We start from the raw sequence: 14,788 nt of genomic DNA on the forward strand, positions 1-14,788 counted from the left end.
ACGGAACACCTGTCCCCGTGCCGGAAGGATGACTGCCTTGATCGGCATCTCGGACATCGAAGCCGCCGCCGAGCGGATCGCCGGACACGTGGTACGCACTCCGACCGTGCCGAGCCCCGGGCTCTCGGAGCTGCTCAGGGTCCCGGTCACCACGAAGCTGGAACTGCTGCAGCGCACGGGTTCCTTCAAGGCGCGCGGGGCGACGGCGAAGCTGCTGTCGCTGAGCCAGGCCGAGCTGGCCGCCGGAGTGGTGGCGGTCAGCGGCGGCAATCACGGGATCGCGCTCGCGGTCATGGCGGCGGCGCTCGATGTGAAGGCGACGGTGGTCATGCCCCGTTCGGCGCCGGCGCGGTCCGTCGAGCTGGTGGAGGCGGCGGGTGCGTCGCTGCGGCTGACGGACGACATGCCGAGCGCGTTCGAGTTGGTGAACCGGTTGCGGGACGAGGGGTTGACCCTGGTCCACCCGTTCGACGACCCGGTGGTGATCGCCGGACAGGGCACCGTAGGGCTGGAGTTCGCGGACGACGCCGGTGAACTGACGGACGTGTTGGTCAGTATCGGCGGCGGTGGGCTGATCGCCGGGGTCGCCGCCGCCCTGCACGCCCGGCGGCCCGGGATCCGGGTCTGGGGTGTGGAGACCGAGGGCGCCGAGGCCATGTCCGCGGCGCTCGCGGCGGGTGGCCCGGTGCCGGTCACGCCGTCGTCGATCGTGACCACGCTCAGCGCGCCGACCGTGTCGCAGCTGACGTACGACCATGTGTCGGCCCTGGTCACCGAGGTGCTGACCGTCTCCGACCGGGAGGCCGTGCAGGGCTGTCTCGACCTGGCCGACCATGCCAAGGTGTGGACCGAGCCCGCCGCGGGCTGTCTGCTGCCCGCCGCCCGGCAGGTGCTGGAGCGGGTCGGCGACGGCGCGCGGCTGGGCCTCGTGGTGTGCGGGGGCAACTCGACGGTCGGGGACATCGCGGCCTGGTCGGAGCGCTTCGGACTGCGCTGACTTCACGTCCGTGGGCTCGTTGACGAGCTCATGGACGAAACCGGACGGCGCCGCAGGCCCTTGATCACGCCCTGTCTGCCCGGCACTTCAGGACCGCGTGACGGCGTCCTCGGTACCGGCCTGGGCCGTCGTAGAAGGGGGGCACCGGCGCTCCCCAGGGCGGCCGGTGCCCCCGTTGCGCTCAGGTCATCGGCTCAGCGGCGGCGCGGGCCGCAGTGCAGGGCATGCTCCACTGCGGCGGCCATGGCCTGCTGGCCCTGGGCGTTGGGGTGCGCGGGTGCGGCCGGGGCCACCGCGACCAGGGGTTCGATCCAGCGCTCGCCGGCCGGCTTGCACATGTCGTGCCCCACCGTCGAGGTGTAGGTGTCGACGTAGCGCGCGCCGTTCGCCGACGCCTGCTCCGCGATCATCGCGTTGAGCTTCTTCTCGGTGTCCCGCAGATAGGCGAAGTCACCGGCGGCGAGCGGTACGGCGGAGCTGGTGCAGCCGACCCCGTCGTCCGGGAACAGGTCGGGATAGCCGACCACCAGGACCTTGGCGTGCGGGGCCCGCTGCCGTACGGCGTCCAGCGCGGCGGCGATCCTGGGAGCGATGTCGTCGACGCGCTGCGCCAGCCGGTCGGTGCCGTCGCTCGTGAAGAAGGCCTGGCACGGGTTGCCCGTCGGGTCCTTGGACGTCAGTCCGGCGCAGGTGGCCAGATTGCTGGAGAAGCCGTGGTCGTTGCCTCCGATGGTCAGGGTGACCACGTCCGTGTCCGCGCCGAGTGCGTCCAGTTGCGGCGGTTGCGAACCCTGGGTTCCGGCGAGGGCCGTCGTGGTCGCGCCCGAGCAACTCACGTCGGTCAACTGCCAGTTCCTCGCCGCCGCGAGGAGGGACGGATAGTTCTGGTCGGACCGCGCGCACGCGGAGTCGACCTGGGTCGGGATGCCGGGGCCTGCGGCGTACGAGTCGCCCAGCGCGGCGTAGTTCACGCTGCGCGCGGTGGGTATCGAGGCGCTCGCGGCCGTAGCCCCCGCGGTGGAGAGGGCCATCGCGCAACACGCCACCACGGCGCCTCGCTGCAGGCCCCGCCGGCCGAGAGATCTCTTGCTCTGCTTGTTCAAGTCCATTCCATCCATTTGTCGGGCCCCCGAAGCGCTGGTCGCGTCGCTCCGACAACAGGTGTCGGGTGCGGGGGCGTTGTGCTGGCGAGACGTCAGACGGCGCGCGTACCACGGGGGTTCACTCAGGAGCGCGTCCCGGCTGCTGCGCGTCGTTCGCTTCTACGGCGGTCCCGGTGGCGACCGCTCCGCCCCCGACCGGCCCGAGCCGTGCGGCCGACAACCCACGCGGTAAGGCCTATTGGTTGTGGCTGCGCCGGAGGTGGGATTCGGCGTAGGCGTGTGCTCGGAAGGCGAGGACCGGGTCGTCGGAGAGGTGGATGCCGGTGGTGAGACGGGTGGGGTTGAAGGCTTGTGTGTGCCACGGATCCTGGTCGTCGGCGGGTGCGGTGATCTCCAGTCGGCCGGCGGTGAACTCCTTGCGGTGATCGGGCCAGACGGTGCTGGGGTCGTGGGTGGGGTCGTCGGGTTCGGCGAGTTGGATCCGCAGGTCGAACGCCACCGGTGCGTGTTCCAGGCGCTGGTGCAGTTCGTCGGTCAGGTAGTGGGCGGTGCGGGTGGCCGCCTCGGCGGCGGTCAGGGCGGTGCGTCCGGCCTCCGGTTCCCAGCGGTACCGCACGGGCCGCCTGCCGCCGTCCGCGTCGACCCAGATGAAGGCATGGATGGCCCAGTAGGCGGCGGAGGCGTAGCTGACGGGTATGGGCGGCTGCTGCGCGACGGCTTCGGTCAGGTGGGGGTGGACACCGAGGAACGCATGCACCCGGGCCGGATCGGGCTGGTGGGTCACCGGGTCGGGGCGCAGGGCCTCGGTCAACTCCAGGAACTCCCTGGGCGTCGAGGCGACGAATCGGGGGACGGTGAGGGCGACGAGGTCGGTGTCACTGCCGTCGTGCAGGTGGAAGCGGGCGGCCATGCCACGGGTGACCGGGGCGGTGTCGGGCGTGTGGGGATTTCCCTCGGAGTTCGAGAACCGCACGGTGACCGGAACCGTCCGCGTCTGCAGGTGCGCGGCCGTGGTCAGGGCGGCGGCGTCCCCGGTGGGAGTGAACGTGGCCCGGAAGCAGGCTCCCCGGGCACTGGACCGGCGGTATCCCGGGTGCCTCCCGCTCATGCGCTCCATGCTGTCGACGACCCGGACGGCCAGGGTCTGGTCTGGGGAAATGCTCGGCATGTCATTCCTTAGAAGACGAACGCTCAGGGAGCCTCGGCCGGGACGACCCGCGTCCTGCGGATGCCTGTCAGCGGCGACGGCCCTTCACCGGGCTCGTCGCACTGCGGTCTACGCGCCGCTCCCGGACTCGGTTCACTCGTCACCGGGAACACAGGGGTCCGGGGCGCCGAGGCTCGTACGGCCTCCGGTTGGTCCGACTACTCGCTCACCTGCGGCGACACCGAGGAACGCGCCCAGGCACGATTCGACGAGGCCGGGACCGTCTTCCGCGAGGGCTGGTCGTCCGTGCCGGCCGCCTTCTGTTGAGGAAGGTGGGTATCACCGATGCCGGCCGGGGCCGTTCAGCACCCCGGTGAAACCGGCAAGCAGGGAAGGGTTGTCGGCAAGCCATGCCTGCACATGGTCCGCCCTGATCGCGCCGCTCGGACCGGAGCGGAGGTAGGCGTCCAGCTTGTCCAGCAGGACGCCCACCGCTCGGCGGGCCAGTGGTTCACGTACCCGGTCGAGCGCCTCCCCGGCGCGGTCCATCCACATCCGCACGTCGCCGGCCGCCGAGGGGGTGGGTGGGCCGAACGTCGCGACCGCGACCAGGCCGACGGCGGACATCGCTCGGCGGTCGAGCGGTGCTGTGGGGCTGTCCCAGACGCCGGTGAAGATCGTCTGCGCCTCCGAGAAGCGACCCGCGTGGAACGCCAGTGCTCCGCGCAGGATGGCTGCCGCGGCTCGGAGGTCGTCCGCACTCAGTTCGTCCGCGAGCCGCACCACCTCCGAGAGCCGGTGCTCGGCCGTCTCGACCGCTCCGTCCGCGATGTCCAGGCCCACGATCCTGAGTGCGGCGTACGCGTACTGCCCACGCGCGCCGATGGAACGGAGGATGCGCGCCGCTTCGCTCCAGTGCGCGCGGGCGCGGTCGCGCAGGCCGCCGCTCTCCTCGGCGTCGCCGCGGAGCGTGAGGGTGCACGCCGTGGCGAAGTCGTCGCCGGAGGCTCGTGCCGCCGAGACGGCAGCCTCGCCACGGCTGCGGGCACCTTCGATGTCGCCGACCTGGAGGCAGTACGTCGTCCAGTTGGTCAGGAGGATCGCTCGGTCCCAGTGGAACTCGGTGCCCGCGATGCCTTCTTCTGCCCGTACGAAGAGTTCCGCCACGTCGTCCTGCCCGTTCAGCATGGCGTGGAGTGGTTCGTAGCAGGGCCCCAGGACAGCGAGGTCGGGGTTCTTCGCCTGCCGCCAGGCCGACTTGTACCGGTCGATGAAGTAGCTGCCCTCCGCGTACCGGCCGACGACGTGGTTGAGCCAGACGAGCCAGGCGAGGGCGTAGAAGAGTGCCCGCTCGTCCTCTTCGGAGGGTTCCACGGCAGCCCGTTGCCCCGCTGCGGCGTCATGGGCCCGCAGGCTGCGCTGGAGGCGGTCGGCCCCTTCTTCCTCACGGCCGCTGATGATCCAGTAGCTGCCCCGTCGCGCTTCCAGCGACAGGGCCTGAGCTGTTCTCGACCGGGCCATCATGAGATCAGAGGCCGCCCTGATGTTGGCGGACTCCGCGGTGTGCCGCCTGATCAACTCCCCCTGGTCGCCGGGCGCGAGGGCGTCGGTGCTCTCGTGCACGAAACGCAGGGCCCATGCCATGAAGCGTTCCTCCGCCTCCGGAGCCCTCCGTTCGTCCCGGAGCCGGTCCAGCGCGTATTCGCGGACCGTCTCCAGCATCCGCAGCCGGCTTCCGTCGGGCGTGGAGACGGTGAACAGGAGGGATTTGTCCACGAGTTGGGCCAGCACCTGCAGGATCTCGTGACGGTCCGTCGCGTGCAGTGGGAGCGCTGTCTCCGCCACGTCGAGGGAACAGCCGCCGACGTACAGGGCGAGTTCCGTCAGCACCCGCTGCTCGGTGGTGTCCAGGAGTGCGTAGCTCCAGTCGAGGACGGCACGCAGGGTGCGGTGCCGGGCGGGAGCGGTCCGCTTGCCCTTGGCCAGCAGGGCGAAGCGGTTGTCGAGGCGGAGTTCGATCTCGCGTACGGGCAGCAACCGCACGTGAGCGGCGGCGAGTTCGACCGCGAGCGGCAGACCGTCGAGCCTGCGGCACAGCGAACGGATCTCGTGCATCGCCGTCTCGTCCGCGGTGAAGGACGGGTCGATCATGACGGCCCGGGTTCTGAACAGATCCGCGGCTTCGCCGTCGGGCATCGGCGCCAGGGGGTACAGCGCTTCGCCCGCGACGGCCAGCGGTGCTCTGCTGGTCGCCAGGACGGTCAGTGAGCGGCACCGGCCGAGCAGGACCGCCACGAGCGGGGCGACCGCGTCGAGCAGGTGCTCACAGTTGTCGAGCACGAGGATCGCCCGGCGTCCGGACAGGAACGAGGTGAGCCGGTGGACGTAGTCGTGCGGTGGCTGGTCCGGCCGCACCGAGGCGTCCGACAGACCCAGGGCTCCGGCCGTCGCCGCGAGGACGTTCGCGTCGTCGGCCGAGGCCAGGTCGACCCACCACGCACCGTCGTACGAGGACTGCGTCAGCACGCAGGCCTCAAGCGCGAGGCGGGTCTTGCCGACACCGCCCGGTCCTACGACGGTGACCAGCCGCTCGCGGTCGAGGACCGCACGCAACCCGTCGAGTTCCTGACCGCGTCCGACGAACGGGCCGAGCGGGTGGTCGGGACCGCCTTCGCCGGGCGCCGGGCGGGAAGCGGCGTGCGCCGAGGACAGCCGTGCGGAGTCCGTGGTCGCCGTTGCCGGACACGGATCTCCCGCGAGTATCGCGTCATGCAGGGAGCGCAGTTCCGGGGAGGGATCGACACCCAGCTCGGCCCTCAGCATTACCCGGCCCGATTCGTACACGTCCAGCGCCTCGGCGTCCCGCCCGCAGCGGTGGAGCGCGAGCATCAGACGCGCCCGGGACCGCTCGCGCAGCGGTGCGCCGGAGACGAGTGCCGTGAGTTCGTGGACCAGTTCCGCCGCGCGGCCGAGCTCAAGACCCGCGGCACCCGCGTCCTCCTGCGCGCTCAGGCGCAGTTCCTCAAGACGCAGCCGCTCGGCGTCGAAGACCCGGCCCTTCAGATCGTCCAGCGCGCGGCCCCGCCAGAGCGCCAGCCCCTGTCGAAGAACACCTTCCGCCTGCCGGTACGCACCCGCCGCCAGGTGCTCACGCCCCTCGCGGACCGTCGCCTCGAAACGGACCGTGTCGAGCTCGTCCTCCGGCGCCAGTACGAACCGGTATCCCCCGTACCGCGACTCCAGACGCCCACCCTGGTCCCGTGTCGCGAGCGCCGCACGCAGCTTCGCCACCTGGACCTGGAGCGCGTTGACCGGGTCCTTCGCCTCGCGCTCCGCCCACAGTTCGTCGATGAGGGTGTCGCGGTGCACGACCGCTCCCCCGGCCAGCAGCAGCCGGCCGACGATCGCGCGGGAGACAGCGCCCGGCAGAGCGACGGCACCGCTCCCGTCGGCCAACTCCAGGCGGCCGAGCAGTCGGAGGTGCAGGGCGTCGTCGTTCATGTCTCAGCCTTCATCGGCGGTTCCGATGCTCGAAACCCGGGTTCCGGGCACGTCCGTGACCGTATGAGGCAAGCGGTGGTTACCCGCAAGGGATGCTAGTACCCATTAGGTACTATTGCCGTATGACCAAGACATCGGGCGTCTGCGACGATCCCAAGAGTGTGTACTCCGCCGCCTGCCCCTGCCGCGACATGCTAGACCTGCTCGCCAACAAGTGGAGCGCCCTCGCGTTGGGCGCCCTTGAGGACGGGCCGCGGCGCTTCGGAGCACTGCGCAGCCGACTGCAAGGGGTCAGCCCCAAGGTCCTCACCCAGACGCTGCGCCGCCTGGAGGACTACGGCCTGGTGGACCGTCAGATCTACGCGGAGGTTCCGCCCCGCGTCGAGTACAGCCTGACCCCTCTCGGCAAGGACGCCTGCGCCCCGCTCTCCCACCTGCGCACCTGGGTGGAGGAGAACATCGACCGGTTCCCGGAATCCGACTGACTCCGCGGCCTCTTGGACTCCTTCCAGATCCCCCACCTCGACACTTCCTCTTGGGAAGTAGGATCCCTTGATGGTTACTACCTCCTGATGGGTACCTTGCGGATCGTGGCCGCCGATCCTCGTCGGCCGATCGTGCACATCGAGGAGATCCATGATGAGCGAGACCTTGAAGGCGACGACCATGCCCGCCGTCGCGTACCGCAAGAGCCTGCCGATCGATGACGACGAGAGCCTGGTGGACGTCGAACTGCCCGTGCCGCAGCCGGGTCCGCACGATCTGCTGGTCCAGGTGGAGGCCGTCGCCGTCAACCCCGTGGACTACAAGGTCCGGCAGAGCAACGACCCGGGCGGCGAGCCCAAGGTGCTCGGCTGGGACGCCGCCGGCACGGTCGTCGCGGTCGGTGAGCAGGTCGAGCTGTTCGAGGTCGGCGACGAGGTCTTCTACGCCGGCGCGATCGACCGACCGGGCACCAACTCGCGCTTCCACACCGTCGACGAGCGCATCGTCGGCCGTAAGCCCACCACGCTCTCCTTCGGTGAAGCGGCGGCGCTGCCGCTGACCTCCATCACCGCCTGGGAGGGCCTGTTCGAGCGCCTCGGCCTGCGCGAGGGCGCTGCGGAGGAGACCGGCACGCTGCTGGTGACCGCGGCGGCCGGCGGCGTAGGGGCCATGGTGGCTCAACTGGCCCGGGCCCTCACCGGTCTGACCGTGATCGGCACCGCGTCCCGCCCGGAGACCGTCGAGTTCGCCCGCCGGATGGGCGTGACGCACGTGGTCGACCACCATCGCCCGCTGCCGGCCCAGGTGGCCGAGGTGGCGCCCGGCGGGGTGGACCACATCTTCGGCACCGCCGGTACGGACCGGAACCTCGCCGCGTACGCCGACATGCTCAAGCCGTTCGGTGGGCTGGTGGCCATCGACGACTTCGGTCCCGTGGAGATCGGACTGCTGAAGTCGAAGAGCATCTCCTTCCACTGGGAGTTCATGTTCACGCACTCGCTGTTCCGGACCCCGGACCAGGTGGCGCAGCACCACATCCTCGACCGGATCGCCCGGCTCGTGGACGAGGGCGCCCTGCAGACCACGGCCACCCAGGACCTCGGCACGATCAACGCCGCCCATCTGCGCGAGGCGCATCGCATCCTGGAGTCCGGCAGCGCCATCGGCAAGGTGACGCTCACTGGATTCTGAGCCTGCTGTGAACCTCTTTCTTCTCCGCCCCGTTTACAGGGCGGATGAAGGCCAGGCCTTCTCGTAATCATCGAAAGGTGACGGGCATGCCCTTTATGAGGTTCACGCCGGAGCAGAGAACAGGCCATCTGCTCAGCTGGGCAAGCGAATGGAACGGAACGAGGCGAGGACGAAGTATGTGGGCGTACTCCCTGAGTCTGGGGGGTTCTCACGCCCTTCTGAACGATTGGGTCAACAACGAGAGACTCATGAATCGCCTCACCGCGGAAGAGAGAAACGCGATTGACGCGGCACGTCGGCGGGCGACTCGGCGCGAGACCGCGGGGAGTCTGAGAGCCCAGTAACGAGGTGTGTCCGAGCGCTATGTGCCGGACGGGCTGTGTGCCGAGGAAGGGAGTGCCGGGCTGTCGGCACTCCCTCTTCGCTCAGGGGGTGTATCCCCGTTCGGCCAGCGCGGCGCGGAGGGCCCTGAGGGCCAGGTGGGTCCGGGATTTGACCGTGCCCGGCGGTATGCCGAGCGTCTTCGCGGTCCGTGCCACGGACTGGTCCAGGAACTCGACGTGGACGAGGATCTCGCGATGCTGCACCGTCAGGTCGGCCAGGGCTTCGCGCACGATCTTCTTGGTGAGGGCGGAGTCCATGTGTTCCGGACCGGGCATGTCGTTCAGCGGGGTGTCGATCGTCTCCGGCGGGCGGGCCTTCCGGGCACGGTAGCCGTCGATGACGAGGTTGCGGACGACGGTGATGAGCCACGGCCGTATGCCCTCGGCCTCGGGATCGAGGATGTCGGCGTTCTGCCAGGCGCGCAGCACGGCCTCCTGGACCAGGTCCTGGGCCTGGTGGCTGTCGCCCCAGAGCAGGCCTGTGGTCACTCTCAGCAGGAACACACCGTGTTTGTCGTAGACGGCGCGGATGAACGCCTCGTCACGTGCCCTGTCGCCGGTTCCGCCGGTCCGGCCCGGCTGTGTGTCCCGGATTCCTGCGCTGTGCCTCATTGCCACGTTCCCCCGATGCGCCGTGGGTCGATACACGGCGCGCCAATTCGTTGAAAGCTGAACGGGGAAACCTTCAGGGGGACCCTCTTGCCGGCCGCTTAATCTCCGCTTGCCCGACCTGCACCTGCGAGGACAGGCGTAGGAAAGGGCGCCGACGGCAGGCACGCAGGTCTGCCGAACGGGCGGGAGCCGGTGCGTCTGCGGCACCGGCTCCCGCCTGTGACGGGCTCCGTCAGCCGGAGCCCCGCGTCCTGGTCAGGGCGGCTCGGACCGCTGCTTCCCGCAGTTCGGGAAGCTTGCCGGACCAGTTGCCGACGATGTCCTCCGCGGGCAGTTGCCGGACGGCGGCGACAGCGGTACGGATCTCGTCCACGTCGGCCGCGCAGGCCGCGCAATCCTGTATGTGACCGTCGACGGGTGCCGCTTCTCCGGGATCGAGTGCTCCCATGGCATAGGCGGCCAGTCGGGTTCTCTCCTGCTCGCATTTCACTGGGCGGTCTCCTGGAATCAAGTCGGTATCCCGGCGGCTCGGCTGCTCCACGACTCGACTGCTGTGCGCCGGCGGGCCGGCGGAGTCCTATTCCGGAGCGATGTTGTGGTTGTTGACCCGAAACAGGTTGCGCGGGTCGTAGTGCCTCTTCAGGAGGCGCAGCCGCTCCAGGTCGTCGGCGGTGAAGACGTTCTCCGCCCGGTCGTCACGTCCGGCGAAGTTCGTGTACGCGAGACCCGTGGACCAGGGGCTCAGGCGCTCGACCATCCCGCCCAGCATGGCCGTACCGGCGTCGACGACCTCCGGCGGCCCGACGGTCGCTCCCCACACGCTGAACAGGGCGTCCCGGGCGGCGACCGGGCTCGCCGCGACCGGCCGATCCGCCAGCGCCCCGCCGAGATGCCTGATCTCCAGGACCGTGACGAGTCCCCCGGCGGCCACCTGGGCGCTCTCCACGAGGGAGTCGACGGCCGCGGCCGACAACTCGGCCAGCAGGGCGCCCTGTTCCTCGTACGGGAAGGGATCCGCCGGGTCGGTGTGCACGAGGGCGAACGCGCCGTAGGGATGGCGGCCGACCGTGTCGAGGATGCCCTCGCCGATGGCCCGGAGGGGCGCGATGAGTTTCTCGGCCTCCTCGTCGGAGCCGAGGTGGGTCACCCGGACGTGGGCGAGGAACCGGCCTCGGAGCAGTTCGGGGATCTCCGGGACCGGCGGGAAGTTGAGCAGCGCCACGGAGCAGGTGAAGGCGTCGGGCGCGTCGCGGACCACCTCGGGGAAGGCGCGGAGCACGGCCTCGACGTGTTCGGCGGGGAAGTGGATCCCGCCGCCGTAGAAGGAGGTCACGGGGAACAGGCCGATCTCCAGCTCGGTCACGATCCCGAAGTTGCTGCGTCCGCCGCGCAGGCCCCAGAACAGTTCCGGTTCCAACTCCGGGGAGACGCGGCGCAGTTCACCGTCCGGTGTGACGACCTCGATGGCTACGACGTGGTCGGCGGCCCAGCCGTAGGACCGGCCCAGGAACGGGCTGAGTCCACCGCCGAGCGTGAAGCCCACGACTCCCACCAGCGGACTGGACCCGTTCAGCGGTGCCAGCCCTTCCGCCTGAGCGGGTTCCACGACGTCCGACCAGATCGCGCCCGCACCCACCCGGGCCACGCCACGCTCGGTGTCGATCTCGACCGTGCGCATCGCACGTGTCGTGACGAGCAGGAAGCCGTCCGCGGCGGGGAACGGCTGGTGGCCGGTGGCCATGACTCCGACGGGTATGTCACGAGCGGCGGCGAACGCGACCGCAGCCTGCACATCGGCGGCGCCGGCCGCCGCGACGACCAGGCAAGGCCGTTGCTGCGAGCGCAGGTTGAACCCCGCGATCGCCCCCACGTAGCCCGTGTCGTCCGGGGCGAACACGGATCCCTCGATCCGGCCCGCCAGTTCGGTGACGGTGTCCTCTCCGAGAACGATCCGCCCCTGGTGCTCGGTCATGGTGCTGTGCCTTTCGTCGGAGAGGTGGCCCTGACCGACGGTCACTCGGGAGAACAGGGGACACGGCTCCGCGACGCGACACGGTGGCGGAGGCATCCCGCAGGACCAGGTGCCGTCTGGTCGCTGCTACGGCGCACAACCCGAAGAGGTTCACCGTCCGCGCACGGTCTGTCGCCGGGCGCGGCCGGGAGCGCTCAGGAGAAGGCGGCCAGCACGGAGGGGCTGCTCGCGAGCCAGTCGCACATCTGGTCCGTCCCGCCCCGCTCGTTCGCCCCGGACCGGTGGTGGCTGTCGAGTCTGTCGAGCAGCACACCCACCGCGTGTCGGGCGAGCGGTTCCAGCAGTCCGGCGTGTGTCTCACGCCCCCGGTCGATCCAGTGCCGCGCGTCGCCCGAGGCGGTGGGGCTCGGCGGACCGAACGTCGCCAGGACGGCCAGCCCGACGGCCGAGACCGCCCTGCGGTCGGGCGGCGCTCCCGGGCAGCGCCAGACACCGTGGAGAATCCGCTCCGCGTCCGCGAAGCGACCGCTCCGGACCGCCAGCACGCCGCGCAGGTTGGCCACGGCCGCCTGGAGATCGTCCGCACTCAGTTCGTCGGCGAGCCGGCTCACGTCCGCCAGCCGCTGCTCGGCCAGGGCGTGCTCTCCCTCGGTGATGTCCAGGCAGACCAGCCTGAGCAGCACATACGCCCAGCGGGTACGCGCCCCGACAGCGCGGAGGATCCGGGCCGCTTCCGCCCACTGCTCGCGGGCCCGGGTACGGAGGCCGTCGCTCTCGTCCGCGTCGCCGCAGAGGGTCAGTGAGAAGACCCGGGCGAAGTCGTCGTCGGCCGCGCGTGACGCCGTCACGGCGATCAGACCGTGGCGGCGGGCTCCCTCGATGTCCCCGTGTTGCAGGCAGTAGGTCGACCAGTTCGTCTGCAGGACCGCCCGGTCCCAGTGGAATTCCGTGCCCACCACGGCGGCCTCCGCCACCGCGAAGAGTTCCTCCACGTCGTCGTGCCCGTTGAGCATCGCGTGGAGCGCGTCGTAGCAGAGGCCCAGGACGGCGAGATCAGGGTTCTTCGCGGACTGCCACGCCGCCCTGTGCCTCTCCGCGTAGGAACTGGCCTCCGTGTGATGTCCGGCGACGTGGTTGAGCCAGGTGAGCCAGGCGATTGTGTAGAACAGTGCCCACTCGTCCTCCTCGGTGGGCTCCGCGGTCCGGCGGCCCGCCGTCGCGTCGTAGGCCTGAAGACTGCGTTGGAGTCGGTCGATTCCCTCTTCCTCGCGACCGCTGATGAACCAGAAGTAGCCCAGCCGTGCCTCCAGCAACAGGGCCTCGGACAGCCTGGACCTGGCCGTCATCAGGTCCGACGCCGCCCTGATGTTGGCGGACTCCTCCGTGAGCCGCCTGGCCCACTCCCGCTGGTCGCGGGACGAGATTCCCGCACTGCCTTCACGGACGAAGCGTGCGGCCCATGCCATGAGGCGCTCTTCGGCTTCCGGCGCCCGGCCCTCCTCCCGGAGTCGGGCGAGCGCGTACTCGCGGACCGTCTCCAGCATCCGCAGGCGGTTCCCGTCGGGCGTGGAGACGGGGACGAGGAGGGACTTGTCGACCAACTGCCCCAGTACATGGAGCAGTTCGGCACTGTCCGCCCCGGGCAGCGGAGCGGCTGCTTCCATGAGTTCGAGGGAGCAGCCGCCCACGTACAGGGCGAGTTCCGTCAGCACTCTCTGTTCGGTGGTGTCGAGGAGGGCGTAGCTCCAGTCGAGGACGGCGCGCAGGGTGCGGTGTCTGGCCGGCGCGGTGCGCTCGCCCTTGATCAGCAGGGTGAAGCGGTTGTCGAGGCGGGCCTCTATCTCACGGACGGTCAGGAGCCGGACGTGCGCGGCGGCGAGTTCCACCGCGAGCGGCAGGCCGTCGAGCCTGCGGCAGAGGCGGCGGATGTCGTGCAGCGCCACCGCGTCCGGGGCGAACGACGGGTCGATCATGACGGCACGGGTACCGAACAGGTCCGCGGCTTCCTCGTCCGGCATCGGCGCCAAGGGGTACAGCACCTCGGCCGGTACCTCCAGCGGTGCTCTGCTGGTGGTCAGGACGGTCAGCGCGGGGCAGCGGCCCAGCAGCGTCGCCACGAGCGGGGCGACGGCGTCGAGCAGGTGCTCGCAGTTGTCGAGCGCGAGTACGGCCGACCGTCCGGCCAGGAACGAGGTGAGCCGGTGCATGTAGTCGTGCGGCGGCTGGTCCGGCCGTACGGAGGTGTCGGACAGCCCGAGCGCGGAGGCGACCACCGCGAGGACGTTCGCGTCGTCGGCCGGTGCCAGGTCGACCCACCAGACGGTGCCGCGGGACGGTGGGACCAACGCGCACACCTCCAGCGCGAGGCGTGTCTTGCCGACGCCTCCCGGTCCCAGTACGGTCACCAGCCGCTCGCGGTCGACGACTTCACGCAGCGCGTTCAGATCCTTGCGCCTGCCGACGAACGGGCCCAGTGGCCGGCTCAGATTGCCTTCGCCGGATGCCGGCCGGGCATCCGGGCGCATCAATGCCAGATGGTCGGAGTCCCCGGCCGCCCCTTGAAGGGACGGATCGTGGCGGATCATCGCGGCGTGCAGGGCGCGCAGCTCCGACGCGGGCACGACGCCGAGCTCCGACTTCAGGAGCCGTCGGCCCGTCTCGTAGACCTCCAGTGCTTCCGTGAACCGCCCGCAGCGGTAGAGCGCGAGCATGAGACGGGCCCTGGACCGCTCGCGGAGCGGTGCGAGGGACACAAGGACCTTCAGCTCGGGTATCAGCTCCGCCGCACGACCGAGTTCGAGGCCCGCGGTGGCGACGTCCTCCAGAGCGCCCAGCCGCAGATCCTCAAGGCGCGTCCGCTCGATCTCGAAGACCCGTCCCTCCAAGCCGTCCAAGGCACGGCCGCGCCACATCGACAGCCCCAGCCGCAGCTCGCTCTCTGCCTTCTCGTACTCCCCCGCCGCCAGGTGCTCACGGCCGTCCCGGACCGCGGCCTCGAAGGCGGGCACATCGACCTCGTCATCCGGTCCCAGGACGATCCGATAGCCGCCGTGGCCGAACAGAAGCCGAGCCTCCTCGCCCTGCGCCGCGAAGGCGGCGCGCAGCTTGGCCATCTGGACCTGGAGCGCACCGACCGGGTTCTTGGTGTGTCGCTCCTCCCACAACTCGTCGACGAGGGTGTCGCGCTGTACGACCGCACCGTGGGCGAGCAGCAGCCGTCCCACGATCGCCCGGGACACGGCGCCGGGAAGGACGACGGCGCCGTTGCCATTCACCAGCTCCAGGCGGCCGAGCAGTCGAAAACGCATGGCCGCCATTGTGCCGTGGGCGGTCGAACGGCCCGAGGGGCTTGTCGGCGCGTCGCGGGACAAGCGGTCCGGGTCCGTACACCCCCCT

11 protein-coding genes are annotated in these 14,788 nt (G+C 70.4%); 4 read left to right on the top strand and 7 right to left on the bottom strand.

Going from position 1 to position 14,788, the window contains the following annotated elements:
- The first annotated feature begins 37 nt into the window (after positions 1-37).
- Positions 38-997 (top strand): threonine/serine dehydratase, encoded by a 960-nt coding sequence (locus AB0I69_RS24645; protein ID WP_363097824.1) that lies wholly within the window; start codon positions 38-40, stop codon positions 995-997.
- Positions 998-1,191: 194 nt separating this feature from the next.
- Here the strand turns inward: AB0I69_RS24645 and AB0I69_RS24650 are convergent, their stop codons facing one another.
- On the bottom strand, positions 1,192-2,028 hold the full coding sequence (locus AB0I69_RS24650; protein WP_363097825.1) for an SGNH/GDSL hydrolase family protein: 837 nt from the start codon (positions 2,026-2,028) through the stop codon (positions 1,192-1,194).
- Between the two features lie 307 nt (positions 2,029-2,335).
- Complete coding sequence (locus tag AB0I69_RS24655; RefSeq protein ID WP_363097826.1) at positions 2,336-3,268, bottom strand: catalase family peroxidase; 933 nt, start codon at positions 3,266-3,268, stop codon at positions 2,336-2,338.
- A 60-nt stretch (positions 3,269-3,328) separates the two neighbouring features.
- Between AB0I69_RS24655 and AB0I69_RS24660 the strand changes: the two genes are divergently transcribed.
- Positions 3,329-3,574 carry a hypothetical protein gene (locus AB0I69_RS24660; RefSeq protein ID WP_363097827.1) on the top strand — a complete coding sequence of 82 codons (246 nt, stop codon included), beginning with the start codon at positions 3,329-3,331 and terminating at the stop codon, positions 3,572-3,574.
- A 12-nt stretch (positions 3,575-3,586) separates the two neighbouring features.
- On the opposite strand, the gene AB0I69_RS24665 is transcribed toward AB0I69_RS24660, so the two are convergent.
- The gene (locus tag AB0I69_RS24665) at positions 3,587-6,748 is read right to left on the bottom strand and encodes a BTAD domain-containing putative transcriptional regulator (RefSeq protein WP_363097828.1); all 3,162 of its coding nucleotides are present in this window, start codon (positions 6,746-6,748) and stop codon (positions 3,587-3,589) included.
- Between the two features lie 191 nt (positions 6,749-6,939).
- On the opposite strand from AB0I69_RS24665, the gene AB0I69_RS24670 reads away from it, so the two are divergent.
- Together AB0I69_RS24670 and AB0I69_RS24675 are read left to right on the top strand one after the other, a co-directional pair.
- Positions 6,940-7,233, top strand: a complete 294-nt coding sequence (locus AB0I69_RS24670; protein WP_363097924.1) for a helix-turn-helix domain-containing protein — start codon at positions 6,940-6,942, stop codon at positions 7,231-7,233.
- A 154-nt stretch (positions 7,234-7,387) separates the two neighbouring features.
- Positions 7,388-8,425 carry a zinc-binding alcohol dehydrogenase family protein gene (locus tag AB0I69_RS24675; RefSeq protein ID WP_363097829.1) on the top strand — a complete coding sequence of 346 codons (1,038 nt, stop codon included), beginning with the start codon at positions 7,388-7,390 and terminating at the stop codon, positions 8,423-8,425.
- Positions 8,426-8,850: 425 nt separating this feature from the next.
- Here AB0I69_RS24675 and AB0I69_RS24680 read toward each other — a convergent pair whose 3' ends face one another.
- The 4 genes from AB0I69_RS24680 to AB0I69_RS24695 form a co-directional block, all read right to left on the bottom strand.
- Positions 8,851-9,420 carry a sigma-70 family RNA polymerase sigma factor gene (locus AB0I69_RS24680; RefSeq protein WP_363097830.1) on the bottom strand — a complete coding sequence of 190 codons (570 nt, stop codon included), beginning with the start codon at positions 9,418-9,420 and terminating at the stop codon, positions 8,851-8,853.
- A 232-nt stretch (positions 9,421-9,652) separates the two neighbouring features.
- A complete protein-coding gene (locus AB0I69_RS24685) occupies positions 9,653-9,910 on the bottom strand; it encodes a zf-HC2 domain-containing protein (RefSeq protein WP_363097831.1) in 258 nt (85 codons plus the stop codon).
- Positions 9,911-9,997: 87 nt separating this feature from the next.
- Positions 9,998-11,392 (bottom strand): FAD-binding oxidoreductase, encoded by a 1,395-nt coding sequence (locus tag AB0I69_RS24690; RefSeq protein ID WP_363097832.1) that lies wholly within the window; start codon positions 11,390-11,392, stop codon positions 9,998-10,000.
- Positions 11,393-11,586: 194 nt separating this feature from the next.
- Positions 11,587-14,700 (bottom strand): BTAD domain-containing putative transcriptional regulator, encoded by a 3,114-nt coding sequence (locus AB0I69_RS24695; protein ID WP_363097833.1) that lies wholly within the window; start codon positions 14,698-14,700, stop codon positions 11,587-11,589.
- Positions 14,701-14,788: the final 88 nt, after the last annotated feature.

Source organism: Streptomyces sp. NPDC050508, from assembly GCF_040655155.1.
Taxonomy (GTDB): Bacteria; Actinomycetota; Actinomycetes; order Streptomycetales; family Streptomycetaceae; genus Streptomyces.